Raw genomic sequence first — 25,055 nt, 5'->3', positions numbered from 1 at the left:
GTCAGACCACCGATTCCAGGGACTCGGCGGCGTCGGTGCCGTCGCCGGCCTCGGCGGAGGCGACCAGCTCGCGGACGGCCGGCTCCAGGACCTCGTACAGCGCGGGGATCTTGCCCTCCAGGAAGAGCTTGCGCATCAGAGTCCGCTGGATCTTGCCGCTGGTGGTCTTGCGGACGGTTCCGGGGCGTACCAGCAGGATGTTGCCGGCCGGGATGCTGAACTCCTTGCTGATGAAGCTCTGGACGCCGGAGGCGACGGTGTGCAGGTCGGTGGAGATGCTGCCGGGGCGGACCTCCTGGATGGCCACCAGGTGCTCGCGGTCGGTCTCGACGGCGAAGACGGCGCCGGCGCCGGTGGCGAAGGCCTTGTCCACGGAATGGACGGCGCGTTCGACGTCCTGCGGGTAGAGGTTGCGGCCCGCGAGGATGACCATCTCCTTGAGCCGGCCGGTGACGTAGAGCTGTCCGTCCTGGAGGACGCCCATGTCGCCGGTGCGCAGCCAGCCGCCGCCGTCGTCCCCGCCCGCGCCGTCGGAGATCGCCGCGTCGAAGATCTCCTTGTTGGTCTCCGGCCGCTTCCAGTAGCCGGAGGCGACGCTGTCGCCCTTCAGCCAGATCTCGCCGACCTGTCCCACGGGCTTCTCGACACGGGTCTCCGGGTCGGCGATGCGGACCTCGAAGTCCCGCGCGATCCCGCTGCTGACGAGGGAGCGGGCGGGGTGGTCCGCGCGCGGGTCGGCCAGTTCGCCGCGCTCCAGGGCCTCGGCGTCCACATCGAGCACGCGGGGGGCGGCGCTGCGCGGGATGCCGGAGACCAGCAGGGTCGTCTCGGCCATGCCGTAGCAGGGGAAGAAGGCCTCGGGGCGGAATCCCGCGGGCGCGAAGCGCTCGGTGAAGGCACGGACCGTCTCGGCCCTGACCGGTTCCGCGCCGTTGCAGGCGGTCGTCCAGGAGGACAGGTCGAGCGTCTCCAGCTGTGCGTCGGTGACCCTGCGCACGCACAGGTCGTACGCGAAGTTGGGGCCGCCGCCGGTGGTGATTCCGTAGTCGCCGATCATCTTCAGCCAGCGGACAGGGCGCTTGAGGAAGGTGAAGGGTGCCATCAGGACGGCGGTGCCGCCGAGGTACAGCGGGTGGAGGATATGCCCGATCAGGCCCATGTCGTGGTAGAAGGGCAGCCAGCCGCCGCACACGGCCCCAAGGGGGGTACCGATCGACCGCTGGATCGCCGCCTCGTTGGCGAGCAGGTTGCGGTGCGAGACTACGACCCCCTTGGGGTCGCTGGTGGAGCCGGAGGTGTACTGCAGGAAGGCCAGGCTCTCCGGGGTGAGGGAGGGCGCCTGCCAGGCGACCGCGTCGCCCTGGGCGGGATCGTCGGTGGCCAGGCACGGCACATCGGTGAAGCCCTCCGCGGCGAGCCAGACAGAGATCTCGGGGGCGTTGGCCGAGTCGGTGAGCACGGCGCACGCCTCGGCGTCGCGCAGAATGCCGGAGATCCGGGAGAAGTGCTGGCCCTGCTCGGCGGGCAGCGGTCCGGGCACGGCCACGGCACCGGCGTACAGGCAGGCGGTGAACGCCTTGATGAAGTCCAGGCCCGCCGGATAGAGCAGGAGGACCTGGCGGTTCGCGGCTTTCCGCTCCTGGAGCCAGGAGGCGATCCTGCGCGCCTCCTGGTCGAGCCCGGCGGAGGTGAGGTGCTGCGGCACCGAGCCGCGGGCGTCGTCGGGCAGGAAGATGAAGGCATCCGCGTCACCGCGGGCTTCGCTCCGCTCCAGAACCAGTTCCGTGAAGGTTCGGAAGTTCGTCAACGTCTTTCCCCGACCTCTCCGAGTTCCGCTGGCATGGCGCCGGCACGGGTTGCTCTGACATCTCGATCGTCGTCCGGGGCACTAAGGAGACGCTTGTGCGTTCCCGGCGCCCGGTGAGGCGGGGCAGCGCGGCCCCGTGGACGGCAGCAAGGTCTGCCGTCCGTCCAGGAGGGGTGGCGCGGGCGGGCTGCCCCTGAGAGCCGGCTCAGGTCACCCGGTGCCGCCGCGGATGGCCGCGTCGAGGGTCATGTGCCCGGGCACTTCGGGCAGTCGGGTGAGCGGGTGCCTGAACTCGATCGTGCCGTCCGCCGATTCGGCGGCCTGCTCGAAGCCGAGCGACGGGTAGAAGTCGCGCACCTTGTGGTTCTTGGCGGTGGGCCGGTAGCTCGCGCGTACCTCGGCCGCGCCCGAGTCCACCGCGTGCTCCAGCAGCGCGGCGATGGTGGCCTGCTCGATACCGCGGGCGAAGACCCGGCAGCTCAGCAGCATGTTGTCGATGCGCAGGGCCTCGTCCTCCCGGTGCGCGAAGAGGGCGCCGACGACCCCGTTGTCGCCGAAGCGGTCGCGGGAGCGTACGGCCAGTACCAGGTGGTCCGGCGAGTCGAGCCGTTCGCGGACGTCGGGCGCCTGGAGCCGGCGGGTGGTGAGGTTGAACTGGTTGGTGCGCAGGGTGATCTGGGCGACCCTGCCCACTTCGTGGTCGCGTACCGCGGCGACCTCGACTCTCACGTCGAGGGCGCGCAGGTACTCCTCCATCGAGCCGGCGGCCTGCTGGAGGTCCTGCCGTTCCGCCTCCTGGAGGTACTGCACGGCACGGCCCCGGTCCTCGGTGGTCAGTTCCCGTACGTCGAACCAGCCGTCGGCGAGCAGCCGGTCGATGTGCAGCGCCGGTTCCTCGTCGAGCCCGATCACGGCGACCTCGGGGAGCGTGGCGGCGACGAGGCCGCGTTCGAAGGTCGAGTCGTCGGCGAAGACGAAGCTGTCGGTGCCGAGATTGAGCCGGGCGGCGATGGCGCGGATGTTGCCGTCCTTGGGTTCCCAGTCGGCACTGATCCGGACGAAGTCGGCCTCGCGCAGGGTCATGTCGGGGTGGTCGCGGAGCACGTCCAGCACCGGCTCACGGTCGTTCTTGCTGCACACCGCGAGCAGGACGCCCTGGCCGCCGATCTGCTTGACCACCCGCTGGAACCGGCCGAAGGCCTCACCGCGGTAGGTGGTGGCGGCGGCGATGCCATCGGGTCCGTCGTCGCCGAGGATGCCGTCCCAGAGGGTGTTGTCGAGGTCCAGGACGAGGACCTTCTTGGCCCTGCCGCGCAGCGTCCGCAGCAGATGGCCCGCCTGACGCGCGTACCTGGCGAGCACCTCCTCCCCCAGGTGCACCTTGGCGTAGGCGGCGAGCCGCGGGTCGCGGACCGGTCCGCCCTCGGCGATCAGCGGCTCCAGGTCGACGACGTGCAGCCGCGGGTGCGCGGCGGCGAGCCGCAGCAGACCGACGTTGAACTCCCGCCAGATGATGGAGAGTTCGGTGCGGGAGCGGTGATCGACCAGCTGCTGTGTGTGCTGCGGCAGCAGCGGCAGGGTGTTGAGTACGAGCGTCCCCGTGCCGTGTTCGTCGTAGCGGGCGGCGAGCCCGTCGAGGAGGTCGAGTTTGCCGGCGGCGGTCCTGGCGACGTCCTCCGTCCCCCAGGGCAGCGGCAGTTCGTCGAAGACGATCTGGGCGTCGAGAAGGCAGAGGGCGAGTTCGGTGCCGGGGGCGTACAGGTCGCTGCCGGTGTCCTGGAGGTCGCGCAGCCACGAGTCGTGGTCGCCGACACGCACGCGCAGCGGGATGCCGTGGCGGGCCAGTTCCGCGGTGAGCGGTGCGGTCAGCCCGTCGATGGTGCCGTGTCCCGTGACGGCGACGGTGGCGGGTACGACGCCGGGGTGGCGCTCCGCGATGTCCTCGGGAGCGACCTTGGCGAGCAGCCGGCCCGCGCGGGACAGCTGGGCGAGCCCGTCGTCCGGCTGCGCGAGTTCGGCGAGCAGTCCGGGCACCACCGGGTACTCGGCGGCGAGCCGGCGCTCGCCGTACAACGCGCGCAGCCGGTCGAGGGGGCCGACGGGGCCGACGGGGCCGGTGCGCTCCGGGTCGGACGTCGTCACTGCTGTGCTCACGGTCGGTTCGCCTCTCTGCGGGGGCGGGCGGGCGCTTGGGAGCTTGTGCCCGGACCCTAAAGACGGGCTTGCGCCCGGGTGCGCGGCCCGCCGCGCGAGCCGCCGCTCGGACCACCGCGCAGGCGCCCGCAAGGGCTGCTTTAGGCGGGCTGCGGACCATCGGTGAAGGATGACTCCTTCTGAAAGGCTGCACTGACGATGACAACTGAGCTGACCGCAGACGTGTGCGTGGTCGGAGGAGGCCCGGCGGGACTCACGCTGGCCGTTGAGCTCGCCAAGCGTTCGGTCTCGGTCGTGGTCCTGGAACAGAGCGGTCACTTCGACCGGTCGTTCCGGGGCGAGTCGGTCTCCCCCGACTCGGTGTGGCTGCTCGACAAGCTGGGTGTCCTCGGCCGGCTGGACGGCGCCTACCAGCAGATGCACAGAATGGAGATCGTCGACTCCGGCAGCACGGTGCTGCGCGCCGACTTCCGCCGCTTCCCGTTCCCGCACCCCTACCCGGTGGAGCTGCCCCAGCCGGCGCTGCTCGCGGCCCTGACGGACCTCGGGGAGGAAGAGCACCCGAAGCACTTCACCCTGGTGCGCCGGGCGACGGCCACCCGTCTGGTGCGCGAGGGCGGCGAGAACGGTCCGGTCACGGGGGTGACGGCGCGCACCCCGGAGGGGGAGCTGACCGTGCGCGCGGCGCTCACGGTGGCGGCGGACGGCCGGTTCAGCAAGGTCCGTGAGATGTCGGGCCTGCCGTACACGAAGCTGCCGCTGGACCGTGACGTGGTGTGGCTGAAGCTGCCGTTCCCGGCCGAGTGGGACGATCGTACGTACCGCATCCGGATCCGCGGCGACCAGCACGGGCTGTTCATCCCGACCCACCCGGACAGTGTGCGCGTCGGTTTCAACATCCCCAAGGGCGGGCTGAAGGAGCTGCGCGCCCAGGGTCTGCCCGCGCTGTACGAGCGGCTGGACCGGCTCGCTCCCGAGCTGGCCGAGTCGGTGCGCAGTGAGATCCTCTCCTGGTCCGACACCTCGATGCTGGACATCTTCACCACGCTGGTGCCGCGCTGGTCCATGCCGGGCCTGGTCCTGATCGGCGACGCGGCACACACGCTGACGCCGATCCTCGGACAGGGCGTCAATCACGCGATCATCGACGCGGTGACGCTGGCCCCACTGGTGCGCGACGCCCTCGACGCGGGCGGGGACGAGGCGGCGCTGCTGCGGGCGGGCGCGGAGTTCCAGCGTGTGCGGCAGGGGTCGGTCGCCACGTCGCGCGCTCTGCAGCTGCGGCAGGAGCGGCTGTTCGCCCTGCACGGCGCGGGCGGTGTCGTCCGCCGCTCGCTGTACCGGGTGGTCGATCGGAGCCAGAAGCTGAAGGAACGGGTGCTGGGCGGCGCGTACTTCCAGCTGCAGAAGCCGGGGCCGCACGTCGTGGAGGCGCAGACCCCCGTCCCTCGGGCCTGACTGATCTGTCCGCGGACCGGTGCGGGTCGGCGGGCGCGCACGACAAAGGCCCTGGCCCGTACGTTTCCGTACGGGCCAGGGCCTTTGTCGTGCGCGCCCGCCGGGGCCTTTGTCGTGCGCGCCCGCCGGGGCCTTTGTCCTGCGCGCCCGCTGGACCGGCCGCTGTGCCGGAGAAGCGCGGTTGCCGGGGCGGGCCGTACCGGACCGGCCGGTCGTGCCGCTGCCCGGCCGTCAACCGGTGACGGCCGGGAGGCACTCCGCCGGGTCCTTCACCAGGTGACGGGCAGCCGGCTCAGGCCGTGCACCATCATCCCGGTCGTCAGCTCCAGGGACTCGACCTCCTCCGCGAGCTGCAGACCGGGGAAGCGGTTCAGCAGCGAGGAGATGACGATCTGCAGCTCCGCCCTGGCCAGCGCGGCGCCCACGCAGAAGTGCGGGCCGTGGCCGAACGCGACGTGGTGGACGGCCTCGGGCCGGGTGGGGTCGAACTCGTCCGCCTGCGCACCGGGGAAGCGCGCGGGGTCCTGATTGGCGGAGCAGACCGCCGCCAGGACCGCGCTGCCCTTGGGGATGACGGTGCCGCCGACCTCGACGTCCTCCAGGGTGATCCGCAGCGGGCCGCCGTCACCGATCGGGTTGACGCGCAGCAGTTCCTCGATGGCGTGGTCGATCATCTCGGGGTGTTCGCGCAGCGTGGCCATGTGCTCGGGGTGACGCAGCAGGGTCAGGACCAGCTTGCCGATCATGCTGACGGTGGTCTCGTGACCGGCGACGAGGATGGTCGCCGCCATGACGATCAGCTCGTACTCGTTGAGGCTGCCCTCTTCGTCGTGGGCGGTGACGAGCGCCCCCATCAGGTCGTCCGTCGGCTCCTCCCGCTTGAGCTTGACGAGTGCCCCCAGGTACCCGATCATCTCCTGGCGCTGGGCGGCGGTCTCCTCCGCGGTGTGCGCGGTCAGCGAGACGAAGGCGTCCGACCACTCGCGGAAGCGGTCGCGGTCCTCGAAGGGCACGCCGAGCAGTTCGCAGATCACCATCACCGGCAGCGGGAAGGCCAGTGCCGTGTTGAGGTCGACCGGCCCTTCGAGCTTCTCCATCTCGTCCAGAAGCCCGTCGGTCAGCTCCTGGATCCGGGGACGCATGTTCTGCACGCGGCGGGCGGTGAACTCCCGGGAGACGAGCCTGCGCAGCCGGGTGTGCTCGGGCGCGTCCGTGGTGAACAGGCTGCCCGGCACGGGAGGCGTGGTGGTGAGCTGCGGGGCCTCGGGGTTGATGGTGGCGGCCCGGCTGAACCTGGCGTCGGCGAGCACGGTGCGCACGTCGTCGTAGCGGCTCACCACGTAGCCCTCGTCACCGCTGGGCAGCCGGACATGGGCGACGGGGCACTTGGCCCGCAACTCCTCGTAGACGGGAGGCACTTCGATGGCCGAAGGGCGGTGGAACGGGTACTCCAGTAGAGGTTGGCCGCTCTCCGGCCCGCCGTGCGTCGTGTCCGTCGTTTCCATGCGTTTCCTCCGGCAACAGGTGCTCAGCGGTTACTTGTGCGGTGGTTCGAGTGACCGACGCGCGGCAAGAGGCGCGGTCGGGGACCTGGACGAGCCTCGCAGCGAGGGCTTGCGTGGGGCCAAAGCGTCCCGGAGCGTGTCAGCGCTGCCAGCCCTCGGCGGTGCGCAGGCCGAACCCGAGGGCCCGGTCGGCGGCGATGTGCACCAGCCAGGCCAGGCCGAAGTTGAACACGGCGACGGCGACGGCCGAGGAGTCGGGAATCAGACAGGCGAGCATGACGACGACGGCGACGACGGGCCGGTGCAGAAGGTTGTAGACGGGAACGGCCCTGCGGGGCAGCCGGCCAGGCTGGTGCTGGTGCGGGCCGGAGATGCCGACGAGGAACGACAGATCGGGTGCGATGAAACCGGCGACCGCCGCGACGATCACCCATCCGCCGTACTTCGCCGCCTCGAACACCGCCCAGATCAGCAGGAGGACGAACAGCAGCCCCCAGGCAGCGCGGACCTGCGGTGAGGCCGAGCTCCTGGTGGCGCCTTCCCCGGCGTCGTGCGTCACGGGAATTGTTCCTTTCACAATGGATCCGTAAAGGCCCGGGGGCGGCCCGGGGGCGGCCCGGCGGCCGCGCGGCGGTGATCGTGGGCGGGCCGGAAAGCCTGCCGCTCCCCGTTCGGCGCCGGCGAACCGGAAGCGGGCGGGAATGCCGCCATGGGCTCGGCATTCCAGAGGGAGGACGCGGCCCGCTCCGTGGCGTACCGGCGCGTCAGGGAGGCGAGTTCACGCAGGAAGGCGCCTTCGTCCGACCTGATGAAGAAGTGGCCGCCGGGCATCGTCCGCACCTCGCATCCGTGCCCCGCGTGCCGCCGCCAGGAAAGCATCTCGGACACGGTGACCAGCCGGTCCCCGCGTCCGGCGTACAGGTGCAGCGGTACCCGCAGCGGGTCGGCGGGCGCCGCGGTGGTGCCGAGGCACAGCCGGAGGTCGTCGCGGGCCACCGGAAGCAGCGCGGAGAGGAACTCGGGATGGTCGAGCAGCATCTGCGGGATACCGCCGAGTGCCACCAGGCCGGCGACGAGTTCGTCGTCCCCGGCGTCCGGGTCGGCAATCGCCGGGGCCGGCAGGTGCGGGGCCCGGTAGGCGCTCAGCACGAGTGCCTGGGGCAGGGCCGCGCCGCGCGCCTGCCGCCGCCGGGCGAGCGAGTACGCGATGAGCGCCCCCATGCTGTGCCCGTAGAAGATGTGGGGCTCGGCCAGCTCCTCGTCGAGCTGTGCGTCCATGTCGTCGATGAGGGCGGCCAGATCGGTGAACCTGGGTTCATCGAACCGTTCCTCGCGGCCGGGCAGTTGTACGGGCATCACCCGTACTCCGGCGTCATGGGCGTCGAGGCCACGCTGCCATCGCCGGTACGCCGAGGCGCCGCCGCCCGCGTACGGAAAGCAGAACAGCCGTGTCACAGGGCCCGGTTCGTCGCCGGAGCGCTTCCGGGACAGGTATCGCGTCATGTTGCTCCGTCTCGGTTCAGTCCAGGGGGTGAGCGGGCTGGCCGGGTCCGTGCTACGTCGACAGGTGGGGCGGTCCCGGCCGACGCGGCCCCCACGGTGCCCGGGACCGCTAAAAGGCCGCCAAACTCGGCGCGGTGAGGTCGAGCTGAGGGTCGGCCGCCAGGATCGCCCGATGCAGCTTCTGGACGCGCAGCGAAGGCTCTATGCCCAGCTCCTGGGAGGTCGACGCGCGTAGCTTTCGAAAAACTTCAAGCGCCTGCCACGAACGTCCGCATCGGTAGAGCGCCAGCATCAGCAGCCAATGCAGACTCTCCTGGAGCGGGAACCGCTCGGTGAGCGCGAGGAGTTCGCCGATCACTTCGGCATGTCGGCCGAGCCGCAGGTCCGCGGTGATCCACCCCTCCAGCGCGGAGCGCCGTGCCTCCTCCAGCCGTAGCAGCTCGACACGGAGCGCGGGTCCGATGCGTACGTCGGCGAGAACCGGCCCGCGCCACATGGCGAGCGCCTCGCCCAGCACCCTCGACGCGGTCTCGTCGTCGCCGACGGCCAGGGCCCGCAACCCGCGACCGGTGAGCTGCTGGAAGACGTCGGCCTCCATGACGGGCGCCGGCATGTTCAGCGCGTACCCGGCATAGCTTCGGCTCAGCACCTCTTTCGGCGCACGTTCGTGCTCCGGTCCCAGAGCGACGGCGATGGCCCGGCGCAGCTGCTTGACATAGGTCTGTACAACACCCGCGGGCCCGCTGGGGGGACTTGAGTCCCACAGCTCCTCCGTCAGGGCCGTCACATTCACGTCCCCACCCGCGTTGACCGCCAGCAGCGCGAGCAGCTGCCGCGGTTTGGCCGCGCTCGGCACCACGGAGGTGCCGTCGATGCTTACCACGAGCGGCCCGAGAACCCCGATCTCCATGCCACTGCTCCTTCCGCCTACCGGCACACTGGCACGTTGTCGCCTACGACGACACTTAGCCGATCATGATTTCGATCGGGAATTTATCTCCCCCGGGGTGTGAAATTTTCATGGTCACGGCGTTCCGCGACGCGCTTTAAGCGAGGCTTCAGGCCGAGCGGTGACCATGGGCGCCGACGGGGGCCGTCTCAAGACGGCCCCGGGACCAGCTTGGGAGAAGAAAAGAGGGGCGGCATGGGGCTGAGGTTCTGGCTCGGCAGGGCCGGCGCCGGCGCGGTGAACCTGCTCGTCCAGCTCGGCGCCTTCACCGTGGGACCGCTGCCCGGTTTCCACTATCCCGACCCCGGCCCCGACCCCGACCACACTCCGCAGGAGGCCCGGCCGCCGGAAGCCACGGACGGCCCGCGCGGAGACGGCGGCCGGACCCAGGGGCCCCCGGACGGCCACCCGGAGCGGCGCTGCACGACCCCGCCGAGTCAGGTCGAGCAGGAGCTGTGGGCAGGACTCGGCATTGACGTGAAACGGACCGGAAGCTAAGGGCTGTCGAGCCCCTCGCTCTGCTCCGCCCAGGTCCTGCCCGATCGGACAGGACCTAGGCGGTAAGCAAGGCGTCGATCTCCGTCAGCTGCCCGGCGCGCAGCAGACCGTGCGCGAGGGCGCCCGCGTTCTCCTCGGCCTGGGCCACCGAGCGGAAGCCGGGAATCGGCACCGTGTGCGGGCTGCGCGCCCACAGCCAGGCGAGCGCGCCCTGCGCGAGGGTACGGCCCTCGCCGGTGAGGACGTCCCGTACGGCCTCGACCCGCGCCGCCCACTCGGGCGACGGCACCCCGCCCGCACCGAACCACTGGAGCCACGTCGGCGGCACCGTCCGGATGTCACCGGCCGTGCCCCGCCCGCCGGGCGCGTACTTCCCGGTGAGCAGACCCATCGCCAGCGGGCTGCGGTTGACGCTCGCGAGGCCGCGCTCCGCGCAGAGGGCGAACATCTCCGGCGCGTCCTGAAGCACGTTGCAGGCGTGCTGTACGGCCACGCAATGCGCCCCCTCGGCGAAGAAGGCCGCGCGCTCGGGATCGTCGGTACTCCACGCGTACGCACGGATCAGGCCCTCGCCCACGAACTCCTCGCACACGTCGCGGAGTTCGGCGGCCTCGTCGAGCGTCGCCTCGCCCAGATGCAGCTGATAGAGGTCGATGTGGTCGGTGCCGAGCCGGCGCAGCGAAGCGGTCAGCGCCCGCCGGGCGTACGCGGTCGAGGCGTTGGGGCCCGTGTGGGTCCTGGTCGCCTCGTCGAAGGTATTGCCCCATTTGGTCGCGATCACGACGTCGTCCCGCCGCCCCTGAAGGGCCCGCCCGAGCACTCGTTCGCTGTGGCCCGCGCCGTACACATCGGCCGTGTCGAAGAAGGTGATCCCGAGGTCGAGCGCCCGCCGGATCGCGGCGACGGACTCCTCGTCGTCGACCGCGCCCCAGCCGAGCGGATTGCCGTCCTTGTCCTGCCACTCACCGCCGATCGCCCAGCAGCCGAAGCCGAGTGCGCTCACGGCGATTCCGCTGTGTCCCAGCGTCCTGTTCTGTATGGCGTCCATGGAGCGACACGCTAGGAGTTGAAGCGCACACGAAGACAAGGGCCGGGATGACAGTCAATGGTGAGGTCGCAGAGCTTGAGCCGGCACCCGTCCAGGGTTTCAGCTCCGGCAGAAGGCGAGGTCGGGGCCGCGGGACGTACGTACGCACACGGTGAGGGCCCGTTGGCCACTGGTCGCCAACGGGCCCTCATCGCAAGGGGTGATCAGACTCCCAGCGGCTCGCTCTTGTCCCGTACCGCAGGAGCCGGCTCCTGCGGCGACTCGTCGTGCGTGAAGTCGGGCATCCGGTTGAGCCACTTCGGCAGGTACCAGTTGCGCTCGCCGAGCAGGGCCATCACCGCCGGGAGCAGCACGCCCCGGATGACCGTCGCGTCGATGAGGACCGCGGCGGAGAGGCCCACGCCCATCTGCTTCATGGACTGCATGGACAGCGTGCCGAAGATCGCGAAGACGGCGACCATGATGACCGCGGCACTGGTGACGACGCCGGCCGTGGTCACCACGCCGTGCGTGATCGCCTCCTTCGTCGTACGGCCCCGCATACGGGCCTCACGGATCCGGGAGACCACGAACACGTGGTAGTCCATCGAGAGCCCGAACAGGATGACGAAGAGGAAGAGCGGCAGCCAGGTGACGATGGCCCCCACGCCGTGGGCGCCCACGAGTGACGCGCCCCAGCCGTGCTGGAAGACGGCGACCAGGATGCCGTAGGCCGCGCCGACCGACAGCAGGTTCAGGACGATCGAGGTGATCGCGATCGTCAGCGAGCGGAACGACAGCAGCATCAGGAGGAAGGCGAAGACCACGACGAACGCGAAGACCGGGGCCACCGAGCCGACGAGCTTCTCGTTGAAGTCGTGCGAGCCGGCGACCTGCCCGGTGATCGGCGCCTGCACGCCGTCGACCTTGCCGAGCGTGTCGGGCCGGATCTTGTCGCGCAGCAGTTCGAGGTTTTTGCCGGCCTTGTCCAGGTCGGAGCCGCCGACGAGGGGTACGGAGATGACGGCCACGTTCTGGGCGTCGTGCAGTTTGACGTCGACCGGGCCGCGCGAGGCGCCCGAACTCACCGCCTGCGCACGGAAGTCGGCGAGCGCGGTCTGCACCTCGGGTGCGTTGATGTCCTTCGCCTTGACGACGACCTGGGCGGGCTCGGGGCCGCCAGGGAAGGCCTCGTTGACCTGCTTGTACGTGGCGACGATGGGCACCGTGTCGCCGAACTCCTGGTCCAGGGTGAGGTTCTGGGTCTTCATACCGAGCGCGGGCGCGGCAATCGCCAGCAACACGCCGGCCGCGACCACCAGGGAGACGGCGGGCTTGGCGAGGACGACCTTGAGGATCGCCTCCCACAGCCGGCTGCCCTCATCGGCGGACCGGGCGGTGCGCGCCCGCCGCTTGTCCGGGTGCAGGAACGGGAGGCGCCCCGTCTCCACCCGCTTGCCCAGCAGCGACATCATCGCGGGCAGCACGGTCACCGAGCCGACCATGGCCACCGCCACCACCATCAGCGAGGCCAGGCCCATCGCCTCGAACGTGGCGATTCCGGTGAACAGCATGCCCGCCATCGCGACGCACACGGTGACACCGGAGACGATCACGGCGTGGCCGCTGGTCGCGGCGGCGATGCGCAGCGCGGTCTCCGGATCCCGGCCGGCGGCGCGCTCCTCGCGCTCGCGGCGCAGGTAGAACAGGCAGTAGTCGACGCCGACGGCCAGGCCGACCAGCAGCATCATGGAGTTGGCGGTGTCGTTCATCGGCTGGATATGGCTGACGATGCTCATCAGGCCCATGGTGGCGATGATCGCGGTGACGGCGAGCGCGACCGGCAGCAGCGCCGCGACCAGCGCGCCGAAGGCGATCAGCAGGATGCCGAGGGCCACCGGCACCGCGAAAAGCTCGGCCTGCTTGAAGTCGTCGCCGAACGCGTCGGAGAACGTCTTCTGCATGCTGGCAGTGCCGATCTCCCCGATCCGCAGCTCCGGGTGCTCCTTCTGGACCCCGGCAACGGCCTTCAGTATCGGCTCGACCCGCTCGCCCGCGGTGTCCGCGTCGCCGCTCACGCCGAACTGCACGAGCGCGCTGCGGCCGTCCTTCGAGATCGTCTTCGTATCGTAGGGTGAGGTCACCGCCGTCACCTGGCCGGTGTCCTCAACGGCCTGTATGACCGCGGTGACGGCGTCGCGGAACTGCGGGTCGGTGGCTGTGGTGGCGCCGTCCTTGGCCTGGATCAGGACGGTCTCACCCGCCGGTTCCTTGATCCCGGCGTCCTCGATGATCTTGGGGGCGCTGTATGTCTCGCCCTTGATTTCGTCGCTGCCCTTGACGTCGACGCGGCCGACCGCCGTGCCGATGCCCGTGGCCAGGACGACGAACAGCACCCAGATGCCGACGGCAGCCCATCTGTGCCGAGCGCTCCATCCACCGGCCCGGGCGGCGATGCCCCGCACCCGCGTATCTCCGTTCCCCATGACGGGATTGCCTCTCTGTGCGGGCGACGGCCCACTGCCACCACCGCTCGCCTCGAAGGTAAGGGCTGAGTAAGACCGGATCGTCGTACTCCTTGGTGAACCGCGAACGACCCGGGTCATACCCGCGTCTCACAGGACCTCACCATCTGGGATGACGACGACCCCTGACACACACTCAGGCCCCTCGGAGGGCCCTGTCTCTTTCGTCAAATGTCGGGTCGCAGTGGTCGGCCGTTAACCGTACTTGACCGATGCGGGATGCGCTTCACGCCGGCGACGCTGCTCGCGTTGGACGTGCACGCGATGCCCAGCGCGGGTTACGCCGCCGCGATCAGACGGCGCCAGCCCGTCCGGGCTGTCCGTACGATCCCTTCGCCGGGCGTCCCAGGGCTCCTGACGAGCGGACCCTCCGTGATGTCTTCGCACGGCTGGACGCTGCCGCGCTGACCGCGGCCGGCTTCGCCCGGCCTTCCGCGCTGTCGCCACGAGCTTCGGGGGCGCTGTGCCGTGATGGCGGGCCCGAGCGCGAGCAGCGCCGCGCTACCTCGTCGAAGACGGCCGGGCGCACTACCCGCTGCCCGCGAAAGGGCAACCGGCCCGCCCGGCCCGCCCGAGCCCCACCCGGCCACCGCCCTCGTTGTCAGCCACTGGAACTACCAGGGCTCGGGTTACAGCCCCGGCGCCGCACTCCTCGCCGCCCACCTCTCGCACCGCAAGAAACTGGAACGGCAGTTCGCGACCGAAGGGGGCTGCTGATGACCACGCACCAGCCCACCGAGCCCGATCTGGGGGCCGAGCACGGCGGAGGGCTCCTCCACTCGGCCGCTCGGCCGTCTACGACCTGCTCCGCTCCAGCCAACTCGCCTCGACCGCCCTCGGCCGCAGCGCACGCTGCATCCCCACACACGCCCTCACCGACTTCATCCGCACCCGCCTCAAACAAAAAGCAGCCTGATAACCACGCCCCGCCCCGCTTCGTCCCGCCGCTCCCGCACCCGCACCAAAGGCACCATCTACCAGCGCAAGGACGGACGGTGGGAAACCGCCGGATACGTCCTCGCCCCCGGCACCACCCGCCGCCGCATCCGCGTCTACGGCACCACCCGCAAAGAGGCCATGGCCAAGCTCACCGAGAAGATCGCCGCCAGCAACCGCGGCATCGCCGTGCCCTCCGCGCAGGGCAGTGTGGCCGCATACCCGACGTACTGGCTGGAGACCGTCGCCGTGCACCGGCTCCGGGGAGACCACCCACACCCGCTACACCGCCTGCGTCCGGCTCTACCTGCTCCCCGGCCTCGGCCGGAAGAAGCTCGCCAAACTCACCGCCAAGGACGTCCGCACCTGGCTCGACCACCTCCGCACCACCTGCCAGTGCTGCTCACGCGGCCTCGACACCAACCGCGACCAGCCCCAGTGCTGCGCGGCCGGGAAGTGCTGCCACAAGCGGCTCTCCCCGCTGACGCTGGCCTACATCCACTCCGTGCTCAAGTCCGCCCTGGAGCACGCCGTCCGCGAAGAGGAGATCCCCCGCAACGTCGCCCGCAACATCCGCATGGGCACCCCCCGACCCCGCCGCTTCGAACCCCTCACCGCCGAAGAGGCGCGTGAGTTCCTGACCGCCACCCATGGGCACCGGCCGAGCGCCCTGTTCGAACTCGCCCTGCGCACGGGACTGCGCAAGGGCGAACTCCTTGGTCTGCGCCGGAAGGACCTGAACCCAGCCGGCGGAACCGCCAGCATCCGCCGCACCCTCCAACGCACGAACTCCGGTGGCCTGACCCCCTGCCGACCAAGACCCAGAGCTCGGAGCGAAGGATCGCCCTGCCGGCACCGTGCCCGCGCTCTTTCGAACAGCACCGTGACCGGCAGCGCCAGGAGCGCGAAGCGGCGGGGACGGGCTGGAAGGCGAGCGGCTACGTCTTCACACGGCCCGACGGCTCTCCGATCGAGGGGGCCACACTCACCCGGCACTTCAACACCCTGCTCCGCCGGGCCACACTCCGCCGCATCCGCTTCCACGACCTCCGCCACTCGACGGCGACGCTTCTTCTGGAGCAGGGCGTCGAACTGGTCGTCATCAAGGAGCTGTTGGGTCACGCCCACATCGGCGTGACCGCGACGGTGTACGCCCACGTCCGGCTCCACCTCCAGCGCCAGGCCATCGACCTCCTCGGCCACGCAGTCGGCGAACTCGCCCAGCCCTTCGCCGAACCCGACGACGGCGACGACCCGCCGCTCTGTGCAGCACCCGTCCGCTGACGTTGCCGTCAACTACTGCCGTCAAACACCTCGGCGGCTGCGACGGTCGGCAGTGAACATTCTCGATCTATGCTTGCGCAAGTGAAGATCGTTTCTGGATGATCACGAGGAGTGCGTAGAGCGGGCTGGTGATCCAGTTGGGGCTGATGCGGACGGTGTCCAGTACACGCCATCGCTTGAGGATGGCGAAGGCGCGCTCGACTGGGGACCGCAGCTTGGCGTGCTGGGAGTTGGCGCGTTTAGCTCGTCCAGCAATACACGTGTGTACCAGGTTGCAGTTCCTCGCGGGTCAGATCAACAAGACTCTGCAAGATGACCGAAGCGACAGGCAACTCGATCTCGAATCCGTCAACAGATTTCTCGCCCACCCACCAAAGTGCCAACTCGCGGACTTCGGAATCTGAAGCGACAGCGAGGGAATTTACGAGAGCATCAGACAGCAGAAAGACCGACGCCCCTTCATCGCCTTCTGCGATGATTTCGGGGAAATCTCTGTCCACGAGGGACTCGAATGAAACCCCCGTGAGATGCGCCTCCCAATCCAAAAGAGCCTCTTCGGCGTCAAAATTCCCAAAGGAAAGAGCACGGAATGACGAATTAGGGCCGCCAGCAAGGGCGTCAACGGCCCCCTCGTTCGCAGCGACAAAGAACTTGACAATGCTACTCACCGGATTGCACCTCACCGCTCAGTTGGAAATTGATTCCGCCAGAAACGGCTAGGCCACCCCGCCCGCAGGGTGGCCTAGCCGTCGTCGCTCTATCGCAGTATTACTGCAATAGGGCAAGGATCTCGCACCTCACTGCCAAAGGATTCCTACCCCTGGCCCATATTTGGGGCCGTAGTCAAACACGTGCTGACCCCACATACGCTGGGCGGTTAGATCGTACCAGCCGACACCTGGAACGCTTGACCCCGTATTAATCCAATCCGGGCCGGGCATGCCACTGGGGGTGGAGAATAGTTTACGAAGCGTCGGATCGCCGTCGGCTAGCGCCTTCACACGGCCATCAAGGATATTCCCCTTGATCATATTGGCACGACTAGGCCTGCGTGCAATTCTCACAAGGCCCTTTGCCGAATATCCGATAGTGCCCGCATTCCATTCAGATAGCGCCGTATTCGTGTGTTCACGGAGACCCGAAGCCAGCGCATCGGGATTTGCGGTGTCATTTCCGCGCACATCGACGACGCGAGCACCGCAAGTGTTATGGACGAGAAATCGGCGTCGTGCCCGCGAGTTGTGGAGTTTGGCGACGCTGAAGTTGTAGGTGCGGACGTGGTCCTTGTAGGCGCGGTTGCCGGCGATCTTGGCGGTGGTGCCGTTGGGGGTGCTGAGGGTCGTGCCCGGCTTGAGATCGGCGGCGTCGACCCAGGCGTTTTCCTTGGGCACCCAGAAGGGGTGCTCTGCCGTGGCTGTGATCTTTTTGTTTCGGGGGAGGTGCGCGGTGAGTCGTCGGAACCGTCCGTCGTCGGTCGTACCGACCGCTGCGGGAGTACCCGAACCGGGCCCTCGTCCCCACCGTGATCCCGCCCGTGGCGGGCGGCCTGGCGCTGCCGGCGCTTGCGTACCTGCGGCTGCCAGCGGGCCCGTACCGCGTCGTTGATCTTCACGGCGACGTCGGTGCGGGCGTGCTTGCGGGTGGCGCCGGTAGCGGTTCACGGAGTCGGCGGCGACACCGAGCTCCTGCGCGACGGCCTTCGCGCTGCCCAACTGCTTGAGCAGGTAGCCGATCTGGCCTTTGAGGGTCTTGGGCGGCTCGCGCAGCCTAATTATCTATTTGAAGGCGCTCTTCCAATATTTCGCGCGAAATCTCACCTTGCACCCAGGCGTTGATGTACTGCAGGTCATGAACTGACAGACCGAAAGCTGACCGAAGAACCTGAGCCATATTGAAGGGCGCCTCCCTAAAGGTCGGATGCTTTTCAAGCATGAGCTCAGCAATTTCTACGATGTCGCACCCAGTGTCACGATATTCGATCGCCAGGCGAGCCAATCGCTCCAGTTCCTCATCCATCAATTCCCTCATTTTCGGAAGGTGGCAAGGACCGATTGGAAGTCCCCATCAAGCCTGGGAACTGCTTCGTCGATCCTAGCGCGGGTGAATCCATAACGGGCCGCTTGTCTACCAGTCCAGGTTCCCTTGGCCGCGGCCACTAGACTCGAACCACCACGAACGGCTTCGTTAAATCCGCCAAGGTTGTCCCCGTAGATCCAGATCCCTTGCATCCCCTGAACTCGGTCTCCGAAGTGGCCCATTACTTCATCGAACATCGCCCTGCCTCGCAGTGGCGAACCTTTGTCGGGATAGTTATGCATCATCATTGTCACGATCCCGGTGTTGTCGAGGTCGGCAATTACGCCACTTCCACTCGCATTGTGCGATATGGAGTATGTGCTTTCATTGCCACCTCGTGTGACTCCGCACGTGTTGTGTACGAGGACCGGCGTGGTGCCTGCGAGGACATAGTACGTGTGGAGTTTGGCGACGCTGAAGTTGTAGGTGCGGACGTGGGCCTTGTAGGCGCGGTTGCCGGCGATCTTGGCGGTGGTGCCGTTGGGGGTGCTGAGGGTCGTGCCCGGCTTGAGATCGGCGGCGTTGACCCAGGCGTTTTCCTTGGGCACCCAGAAGGGGTGCTCTGCTGTGGCAGTTATTTTCTCCTTTCCGTCGGCGGTGGTGATGGTGAGCTCGTTGAGCTCTTTGTCGCCTTCGGACGGGAGCAGTTGGGTGACGGGCTGGGCGCTTGTCTCGCCGGTCGTCGGGTTGGTGGCGAGGACCTCGTCGCCGACTTCGATGTCCTCGATGTTCTTCGAGGTGCCGTCGGCGAGTAGGACCGGGGTGCCGGCCAGGAAGCACCTTGGCCCCTGTTTGGCTCCACCAATTTTGCTGAGGATCTTGGAGCCGACGGCCTTGACACCCTTGGCGGCGACCTTGGCCACGGCCCCGCCGACGACCGAGGCCACCGCTCCTACGGCGGCTCCCTTGCCGGCGGCGGAGGCGTAGCCGCCGAGGCTGTGGTCGGCTTTCGGGTTGAGAGCGTTGCCGACCGCTCCGGCGGCCGCGCCGGCGATGGCTCCGCAGGCCGCTCCGACGGCCACGGCGCCTACTCCCGCAGTGGCCGCGCCTGCCCCAACAGCCACGGCGCCGCAGGTCACACCGACGACGACCTCGGTGACGATGGTGATGACCTCGGAGTGTTTCTGCATCCAGCCCTTGGCTTTGCACCACCAGTCGCAGGGGGCGGGCTTGGTCACCGTGACGGTCTTGGTGATGGTGTAGGTGACCGTGGCCGTAGTGCCTTGGGAGGGTGGCGCAGGCGAGGACGCCCCGCCTCCGCCGTAGTGCTGGGAAGGGTTTGCGGACCCGGTGCCGCAGATTTCCCCCGGGCAGAGCCCCGTCGGGTCGCTCGTGCTGATAGGGCTGTTGCCCGCGTAGGCGTAGCCGTTCATCTGGAGCGGTTGGGTGATGTCGATGATCGGGTCGGCGGAGAGGAACCGGCCGGACGCCTGGTCGTATTCGCGGGCTCCGATATGGGTGAGGCCGGTGGCGGCGTCGTCTATGCCGACGCCGAGATAGCTGCGCTTGTTCGGCCAGGTCGACGGCTTGGGGCCGCGGGCCTCGCCGTACGGCTTGAAGGCGCGTCGAGTGACGGTCTGGGTGCCGCCGAGTTCGACGGTCGTGTTGGCGGTGCCGAGCTGGTCGGTGATGAGGACGTTGAGTTTGTGGCCCGTGCTCGCGCCGTTGGTGGCGGTGCGGACGACGGGCGGGGCACCGTCCTGGGCGTACGCGCGGGAGGCGCGGGTGATCTTGCCGGTGGAGTCGGTGGTCAGTTCGGTCTCGCCCAGGTACAGCGTGGAACCTGTGGGTGAGTTCTCCAGGATGCGATTGCCGTCGGCGTCGTAGATGTAGTGCGTCTTGACGCCGTCGTCGGTGATCGTGTCGAGCTTGTTCTCCGCGCTCCAGTCCAGTTTCTGGGTGGTGTTGGCGAGGTCTCTGACGGTGGTGTTGCCGACCGCGTCGTTCGTGTAGACGCTGCCTTGCCCGGCGGGGGTGGAGCTGATCGCGGAAAGCGTGTGCGGCTGGGTGAGGCCCTTGCCGGCCACCTGGCGGCCATATCCGTACGTGTAGGTGACGTTCTTGGCGGCGTCAGCGGTGTTGTGTTCGGTGAGGGTGGCGCGGTTGCCGATCCAGTCGAAGGTGAAGGACTGGCGGTAGGCGGTGGCGCCGGTGGAGACCGTCCCGGTGCTCGGAGCGGCGGCGGCCAGCGAGGCGGTCAGTCCCGCATCGGGGCTGGTGGTGTCAGCAGCCGCGTCGGTGGCGTCGGCGACCGGGCCGCTGGAGGGCTCGCCGTCGGTGCGGTAGCCCCAGGCGCTGCCGCTCGACGAGCGGCAGCCGGTTCCCGAGTTGTTGGGGGTGATGTTCGAGGTCCAGGCGTGGACCAGTTCGCCCAACGCGTCATAGGTGTAGCACTGGTTGTCCCAGGTGGAGCCGGTGGCGTCGGTGAGCTTGCGGGCGTTGGAGGTGACGGTGCCCGCGGTGTTGTAGGAGTAGTAGCTGTCGGAGATCCGGTGACTGGCCGCTGTCTCACCGTCGGTCACGGTGCGCTGAAGGCTTCCGGAGTGCTGGTCTACGAAGTTGGTCGTCCACACCCGGGAGGGCTGCGATCCGCTGACGGTGCGCAGTGCTTCGCCGTAGGGGGAGTAGGTGACGTCGGAGGTGTACCAGCTGAGGCCGGAGGTGGATTCCGCCAGGCCGTCGGCGTCATAGCGGGTGACGACCTTTTCGCGCGCCAAGCCGCCCTTGGCCGGGAGTGTCACCGACAGCGGCTTCCCCGTGGGGGTGTAGGCATAGGAATAGGCATAGGTACCGGATAGGCCAGCGGTCATCGCGTGGGCGGGGATGACCGATTCACGGCCGGTGGGCCGGTAGTCGCTGTCGTAGCCGGTGATCCGGTTGATGTAGTCGCCCGATGCGTCGTGACGGATCGAGGCGACGGGCAGGCCGACCGCGCCGGGCAGGCTGTCGTAGGTGAATTCCTTGACCGGCGCGGCGGTGGCGGAGCCCTCGCGGACCGCGGCGGGGCGGCTCAGCTGGTCATAGTCGGTGTAGACGGCCTTGCCGAGCGCGTCGGTGGTTCTGATCGCGCGGTCGGCGTCGTCGTAACCGATCGTGGATGTACCGGTGTCGGGGTCGGTCGAATCCGTCAGGCGGCCGCGGACGTCGTACGCGTAGGTCCAGATGTTGCCGGCCGGGTCTGTGACCTTGCTGCGGTTGCCCCGCGCGTCGTAGGCGTAATCCGTCGTCCGCCAGGTCCCGGTGCCTTCGGGGGTGGTGTAGTGCCGGACCGAGGTGACCCGGCCCAGCGCGTCGGTGTAGCTCTTGGTGGCCGGGGCGGTGGAGCCGGGCGGGTCGACGTATACGGAGGTGTCGCTGTAAGAGGTGTACGTGGCGTACTTGTAGTCGCCCCCGTAGTAGACCGATGCGCGGACGGTACGTTCCAGACCGTCGTACCGTGTCCTGGTCTTGTTCGGTACCAGAGAGTCGGATACACGGGCGAACAGCTTGGTTTCCGGATCGCCCTTGGCGAGGTAGCCGCTGGTCTGCTCCCAGACCAGGCCGTGGTCGTCGTACTTGGTGTCGGTAATGATCCGGCCCGCCCCATGGGCTTCGCTCTGGGTCTGCACCTCGCGCATCAGGCCGTCGTAGAGCGTGATCTGGCGGTCGTAGCCGCCGTCGTCCTTGAGGGTTTTCACCGTGATGGCGGCCGGCGTGGTCTCGTCGTCCGTCGCGATGGCCGTCCGGTAGGAGATCTCGGTGTCCGGGGACTTCCCGCCCGATGAGCGGGACGGAGACCAGCCCTTGATCAGGCGGCCGAGCGCGTCGTATTCGGTACGGGTGACCCGGCCGTTGGTGTCGGTGACGGTCAGGGGCAGGGCACGGCCTGGATCGTAGACGGTGAGGGAAGTATGGCCCTTGGGATTGATGGTCTTGACCGAGGTGACCGGTCCGCCGGTGTCATCGGGGGTATAGACCGTTTCGGACGTACCGGTCAGTGGCGCGGTGACCTTCCTGACCCGGCCCAGAGGGTCGTAGGTGGTGGTGGTCACCACGGAGTGGGATGTGCCCTCACCGTTGATGTCCGCCACCGAGGTCTCGAGTCCCTTGGTCGGGGCGGCGCCCCATGCCTGGCCGTCGTAGGAGGTACGCACCGAGCTGAGCAACTGCGTGCGCGCGTCCGCGGTGTCAAAGCCGGCACAGGGCGTAGCGGTGGAGCGGGCTTCCTTGGTCTTCCCGATGATCCAGTCGGCGGTGTTGTGGAGGTACGACGACCGCATGCAGACCTGGTTGCTGAGGGTCTCGCCGGTGCCATTGGGTTTGACGACCGACATCTCCAGCTGGGTGGGCAGCCCGTACGTGTCGTCCACCGTGGTCTCGGTGCGGACCGCCTGCCAGCTGGTGTCGACCGTCTGGATGGCGTCGGAGCGTGCCACCCAGGTGCGGTGGGCGAGCAGAGCGTCGAGATCGGTGCCGTCCTCGGCCTCACGGGCACGGGAGGCAGTCTGCTTGGACTTGGGGAAGGTCAGAGCACGCTTGAGCAGACGGCCCTCGGAGTGCTCGTAGGTGAGTGTCTCCGCGGCCATGCCGGCGAACTGCAACGCGTCATCCGCGACGAGTTCCACCGCCCCTTTGGAGTCCTTCACCGCGCCGCCCGTGCCCTGAAAGAAGCGGGTGACGGAGTAGGACTGGGATTCGGGGTCGCCCTGCTGGGAGCTGGACTTGCTGCCCTTGGTGGTGGCGACCTGCCGGTAACCGCGCCACACGCTGTAGGTGCGCAGCGAGGGGCGGCCGAACTCGTCGTCGGTCTTGTCCCAGGCCGGGGAGGAGTACGTGTACGAGGTCACGACCGGCTTGCTGTGCGTGGTGACCCTGTCCGTCTCGATGACCGAAGCGACGACGTACTTGTTGAACCACGCCTTCGCCGGGGTCTTCTCCTCGCCGTCGGGGGACCAGCGCACCGGGTAGCAGGTGGTGTTGTCCTTGCCCCTGTCTGTGGAGGGCTCGGCGGAGCAGCCGCCGGTGTACTCCACCTCGATGTCGCCCCCGTTCTCGGTGGCGACCGTGCCGATGCGGGGGCGGGTGAAGCCGGGACGCTTGTCGTCGGCGCCGGACGGCACGAGGTTGGGCAGCTGGCGGTCCTTCAGCCTTGCTCTCAGCGGCGAAGAGGAACCGACCGTGTAGTGGGCGAAGCTGACCCCGTCCTTGGACTGGAGGGTTCCTGTCGTGTCGCCGGGGGCGAAGCCCCGACGCGTCAGGGAGTTGAGCCACAGGCCGGGTGATGTGTCGTACCAGTCGGCGGGGAAGGACTGGTGAAGGGTGTAGGTATCAACCTTGCCCAGCCCGGTCTGGCCGGCGCGGGCGGCCTTCGTCGTCACCGTGTCCAGGCGCAGCTGGGTCCAGAACGACGGGAAGGTGGGGCACAGTTTGGAGGTGGACTTGCAGTTGAGGTTGCCGGGGGTGTCCCACCAGGGGCGGTAGGCGCCGGGGTCGTCGGTCTTGGCGAAGTTCGCCGCGTCGCAGGCGGATTCATCCTTCAGGCAGCGCTGCTTGACCCCGAAGTCGACGGTGGCCGACGGCTTGGTCAGATCGGCACGCATGCCGTACTCGATGGAGAGGGGGTAGGCGGCCCGGTCGTAGCTCTCCGGCGACTTGAACTTTTCGTTGACCGAGTAGTAGTTGGTCTCCTGCTTCCAGTTGACGACCATCGCGTTGCCATGGACGTCAACAACTTTGTCCATGCCCCACTGCCACGCCTGCTGCTCACCCGCGCCGCAGCGGGAGCCGGCGAAATCGGCTGTGTGGCAGGGCTCACCGGTGTGGTTGCCGTACACGGGAACGGTGGAGACCGAACCGGTGTTCGCATGGCCGCCGCCGACGGCGTTCAGGCCGTAGAAGTACGTCGTGCCGTCGGCGGTGGTGACTATCCAGTGCTCGCCGTTGTTGTCGTCATTGGAGGCGCCGGTCTTCAGTTCGACGCGGGTGCCGTCGTCATTCTGCGGACGGTATACATCGGTCGTGCCCACCCGGACCAGCTCGGTGGTCCTGCCGTTCAGTGACATCACCGCGTTGTACGAGACCCAGCACAGATCTGACGTCTTGTCCTTCTTGGCGGTGTTGTTCGGCGTCCCTGCCTTGAGGGTCTTGGTGTCGTCCTTGCAGGAGCGGTAGCGCCGCTCGATGTGGCCGGGCTCGTAGTTCCACCCCTCGCCGATCCACGACGCCTGCGGCGACGAGACAGCCGTCCTGCCGTCCACCTCCTGCGAGTCGTACTCGAAAGAAATGTTGGGGGACGGGCCGGCGGGGGCCGGGGGAACAGTCAGTGGGTAGGACCAGGAGAAGGAGCCGGAGGAGCCACCGGCCGCCCATTTTCCGCTGGATGCCAGTGGGGTCGCCTTGAATGAACCACCACTGCCCGCCCCGGAGTCGGTAACGCCGAGGACCGCGGTGTCGCCACCAGCCGCTGCCGCCGCCCGGCTGCCGTATCCGGCCCGCAGGACGGCCGGGCCGCTGCCGTCCTGAGTCGACGGTGCGGAGGCGGGGGTGACCGTGCCGTCCGCGGCCGGATCCACCGTCGCGGTGACCGTCGCGGAGCTGGTGTCGTTGGCTGTCTCCAGCTCCTCGTACGCCTGGCATTCCTCAACATCGGGCGTGGTCAGATAGCACTCGGGAAATTGCACAAAGCGCAGACGCGAGGCCCAGTCCGCGCCGTAGAGATTCTTGAACTTCTCGTAGTCGAACCGCACCGACACCGGCACCGCTCCGGTGGGCGGAGCCTGCACTGTGACCACCGCACCGTCCACGCCCTGTGCCACCGTCTCCGGCCGCCCGGCGACCGTGACCTGCCAGGTACCGGTCGGCGCCGCCTGTCCCTGAGCCTGCCCCAGACTCACCGGCAGGTTCTCGACCGGAGTGGTGGCCGCCTGTACCGCACCGCCCGTACGCGCGGACGCCGGCGTCATGCCCGAATCGAAGTTGATCACGCCGGTCTCGGCGCGCGGGACGGTGGTCGTGCCCGCCGGAGCCTGGCCGAGATCCTCCGGCGTTTCGGTCTTCAGACTGTCGAGGTTCTTGTTGACGGTCCTGCCCGACACGGGCTGGTCCTGGGCGAGTTTCTCCAGGACGAGTTCTTCGCGACCGGCCTTGCCTGGGTCAGGCGGGATGGCCAGCGCCTGCGTGGGCAGCAGCGTCACCAGCAGGGCGAGGCCCAGGGCGGGCACCACGGTGTGGCGGACACGGCGTCGGCGACGGCGAGTTTCAGACAGACGAGACACGCCAGGATCCCCCCGGACCAGTGAGCGCGGAACCAGGGTGGGCCGCACGGGACGTCATACAAGAACGCGCTGATTCTGTG

At 68.6% G+C, this 25,055-nt stretch carries 15 protein-coding genes and 3 pseudogenes; 4 read left to right on the top strand and 14 right to left on the bottom strand.

All coding sequences use genetic code 11. The features are described from left to right. Nucleotide 1: 1 nt before the first annotated feature. Both ACZ6MZ_RS30810 and ACZ6MZ_RS30805 read right to left on the bottom strand, forming a co-directional pair. Nucleotides 2-1,807: a fatty acyl-AMP ligase gene (locus tag ACZ6MZ_RS30810; protein WP_469355693.1), complete on the bottom strand. Its 1,806-nt coding sequence runs from the start codon at nucleotides 1,805-1,807 to the stop codon at nucleotides 2-4. Nucleotides 1,808-2,017: 210 nt separating this feature from the next. Next, entirely contained in the window at nucleotides 2,018-3,961 is a 1,944-nt protein-coding gene (locus ACZ6MZ_RS30805) for an HAD-IIIC family phosphatase (protein WP_469355691.1), read from the bottom strand. 198 nt (nucleotides 3,962-4,159) lie between these two features. On the opposite strand from ACZ6MZ_RS30805, the gene ACZ6MZ_RS30800 reads away from it, so the two are divergent. Continuing rightward, nucleotides 4,160-5,419 carry an FAD-dependent oxidoreductase gene (locus tag ACZ6MZ_RS30800; protein WP_469355689.1) on the top strand — a complete coding sequence of 420 codons (1,260 nt, stop codon included), beginning with the start codon at nucleotides 4,160-4,162 and terminating at the stop codon, nucleotides 5,417-5,419. A gap of 269 nt (nucleotides 5,420-5,688) precedes the next feature. Here ACZ6MZ_RS30800 and ACZ6MZ_RS30795 read toward each other — a convergent pair whose 3' ends face one another. The 4 genes from ACZ6MZ_RS30795 to ACZ6MZ_RS30780 form a co-directional block, all read right to left on the bottom strand. Continuing rightward, the gene (locus ACZ6MZ_RS30795) at nucleotides 5,689-6,924 is read right to left on the bottom strand and encodes a cytochrome P450 (RefSeq protein WP_384331873.1); all 1,236 of its coding nucleotides are present in this window, start codon (nucleotides 6,922-6,924) and stop codon (nucleotides 5,689-5,691) included. 139 nt (nucleotides 6,925-7,063) lie between these two features. Next, a complete protein-coding gene (locus ACZ6MZ_RS30790) occupies nucleotides 7,064-7,483 on the bottom strand; it encodes a DUF4260 family protein (protein ID WP_469355687.1) in 420 nt (139 codons plus the stop codon). 14 nt (nucleotides 7,484-7,497) lie between these two features. After that, the gene (locus ACZ6MZ_RS30785; protein WP_389790541.1) at nucleotides 7,498-8,427 is read right to left on the bottom strand and encodes a thioesterase II family protein; all 930 of its coding nucleotides are present in this window, start codon (nucleotides 8,425-8,427) and stop codon (nucleotides 7,498-7,500) included. Between the two features lie 109 nt (nucleotides 8,428-8,536). Beyond that, the gene (locus ACZ6MZ_RS30780; RefSeq protein ID WP_389790542.1) at nucleotides 8,537-9,337 is read right to left on the bottom strand and encodes an AfsR/SARP family transcriptional regulator; all 801 of its coding nucleotides are present in this window, start codon (nucleotides 9,335-9,337) and stop codon (nucleotides 8,537-8,539) included. A gap of 234 nt (nucleotides 9,338-9,571) precedes the next feature. Here ACZ6MZ_RS30780 and ACZ6MZ_RS30775 point away from each other — a divergent pair, with 234 nt between their 5' ends. Further along, on the top strand, nucleotides 9,572-9,874 hold the full coding sequence (locus ACZ6MZ_RS30775) for a DUF6059 family protein (protein ID WP_389790543.1): 303 nt from the start codon (nucleotides 9,572-9,574) through the stop codon (nucleotides 9,872-9,874). A gap of 55 nt (nucleotides 9,875-9,929) precedes the next feature. Here ACZ6MZ_RS30775 and ACZ6MZ_RS30770 read toward each other — a convergent pair whose 3' ends face one another. Next, nucleotides 9,930-10,922 carry an aldo/keto reductase gene (locus ACZ6MZ_RS30770; protein ID WP_469355684.1) on the bottom strand — a complete coding sequence of 331 codons (993 nt, stop codon included), beginning with the start codon at nucleotides 10,920-10,922 and terminating at the stop codon, nucleotides 9,930-9,932. Nucleotides 10,923-11,125: 203 nt separating this feature from the next. Continuing rightward, nucleotides 11,126-13,387, bottom strand: coding sequence for an MMPL family transporter (locus ACZ6MZ_RS30765; protein ID WP_469355682.1), 2,262 nt, complete (start codon nucleotides 13,385-13,387; stop codon nucleotides 11,126-11,128). A gap of 817 nt (nucleotides 13,388-14,204) precedes the next feature. On the opposite strand from ACZ6MZ_RS30765, the pseudogene ACZ6MZ_RS30760 reads away from it, so the two are divergent. Then, nucleotides 14,205-14,342: pseudogene (locus tag ACZ6MZ_RS30760) on the top strand (helix-turn-helix domain-containing protein); the annotation flags it as partial. Continuing rightward, nucleotides 14,342-15,646 (top strand): annotated as a pseudogene (locus tag ACZ6MZ_RS30755) (tyrosine-type recombinase/integrase). The pseudogenes ACZ6MZ_RS30760 and ACZ6MZ_RS30755, both read left to right, overlap by 1 nt. A 67-nt stretch (nucleotides 15,647-15,713) precedes the next feature. On the opposite strand, the gene ACZ6MZ_RS30750 reads toward ACZ6MZ_RS30755, so the two are convergent. The 6 genes and pseudogenes from ACZ6MZ_RS30750 to ACZ6MZ_RS30725 all read right to left on the bottom strand — a co-directional run bounded on the left by ACZ6MZ_RS30750 (nucleotide 15,714) and on the right by ACZ6MZ_RS30725 (nucleotide 24,975). Further along, the gene (locus ACZ6MZ_RS30750) at nucleotides 15,714-15,860 is read right to left on the bottom strand and encodes a hypothetical protein (RefSeq protein ID WP_389946951.1); all 147 of its coding nucleotides are present in this window, start codon (nucleotides 15,858-15,860) and stop codon (nucleotides 15,714-15,716) included. A gap of 25 nt (nucleotides 15,861-15,885) precedes the next feature. Next, complete coding sequence (locus ACZ6MZ_RS30745; RefSeq protein ID WP_389673386.1) at nucleotides 15,886-16,314, bottom strand: hypothetical protein; 429 nt, start codon at nucleotides 16,312-16,314, stop codon at nucleotides 15,886-15,888. A gap of 129 nt (nucleotides 16,315-16,443) precedes the next feature. Next, entirely contained in the window at nucleotides 16,444-17,067 is a 624-nt protein-coding gene (locus ACZ6MZ_RS30740; RefSeq protein WP_469355716.1) for a Hint domain-containing protein, read from the bottom strand. A 12-nt stretch (nucleotides 17,068-17,079) separates the two neighbouring features. Continuing rightward, nucleotides 17,080-17,421, bottom strand: a pseudogene (gene tpg, locus ACZ6MZ_RS30735) (telomere-protecting terminal protein Tpg); the annotation flags it as partial. Next, entirely contained in the window at nucleotides 17,414-17,662 is a 249-nt protein-coding gene (locus ACZ6MZ_RS30730; RefSeq protein WP_389790547.1) for a hypothetical protein, read from the bottom strand. The gene ACZ6MZ_RS30730 and the pseudogene tpg, both read right to left, overlap by 8 nt. 8 nt (nucleotides 17,663-17,670) lie before the next feature. Further along, entirely contained in the window at nucleotides 17,671-24,975 is a 7,305-nt protein-coding gene (locus tag ACZ6MZ_RS30725; RefSeq protein ID WP_469355680.1) for a polymorphic toxin-type HINT domain-containing protein, read from the bottom strand. Nucleotides 24,976-25,055: the final 80 nt, after the last annotated feature.

It is taken from the genome of Streptomyces sp. NPDC042201, from assembly GCF_055582185.1.
The sequence above is the reverse complement of the archived record's forward strand: the minus strand, read 5'-3'. Positions and strand labels throughout refer to the sequence as shown.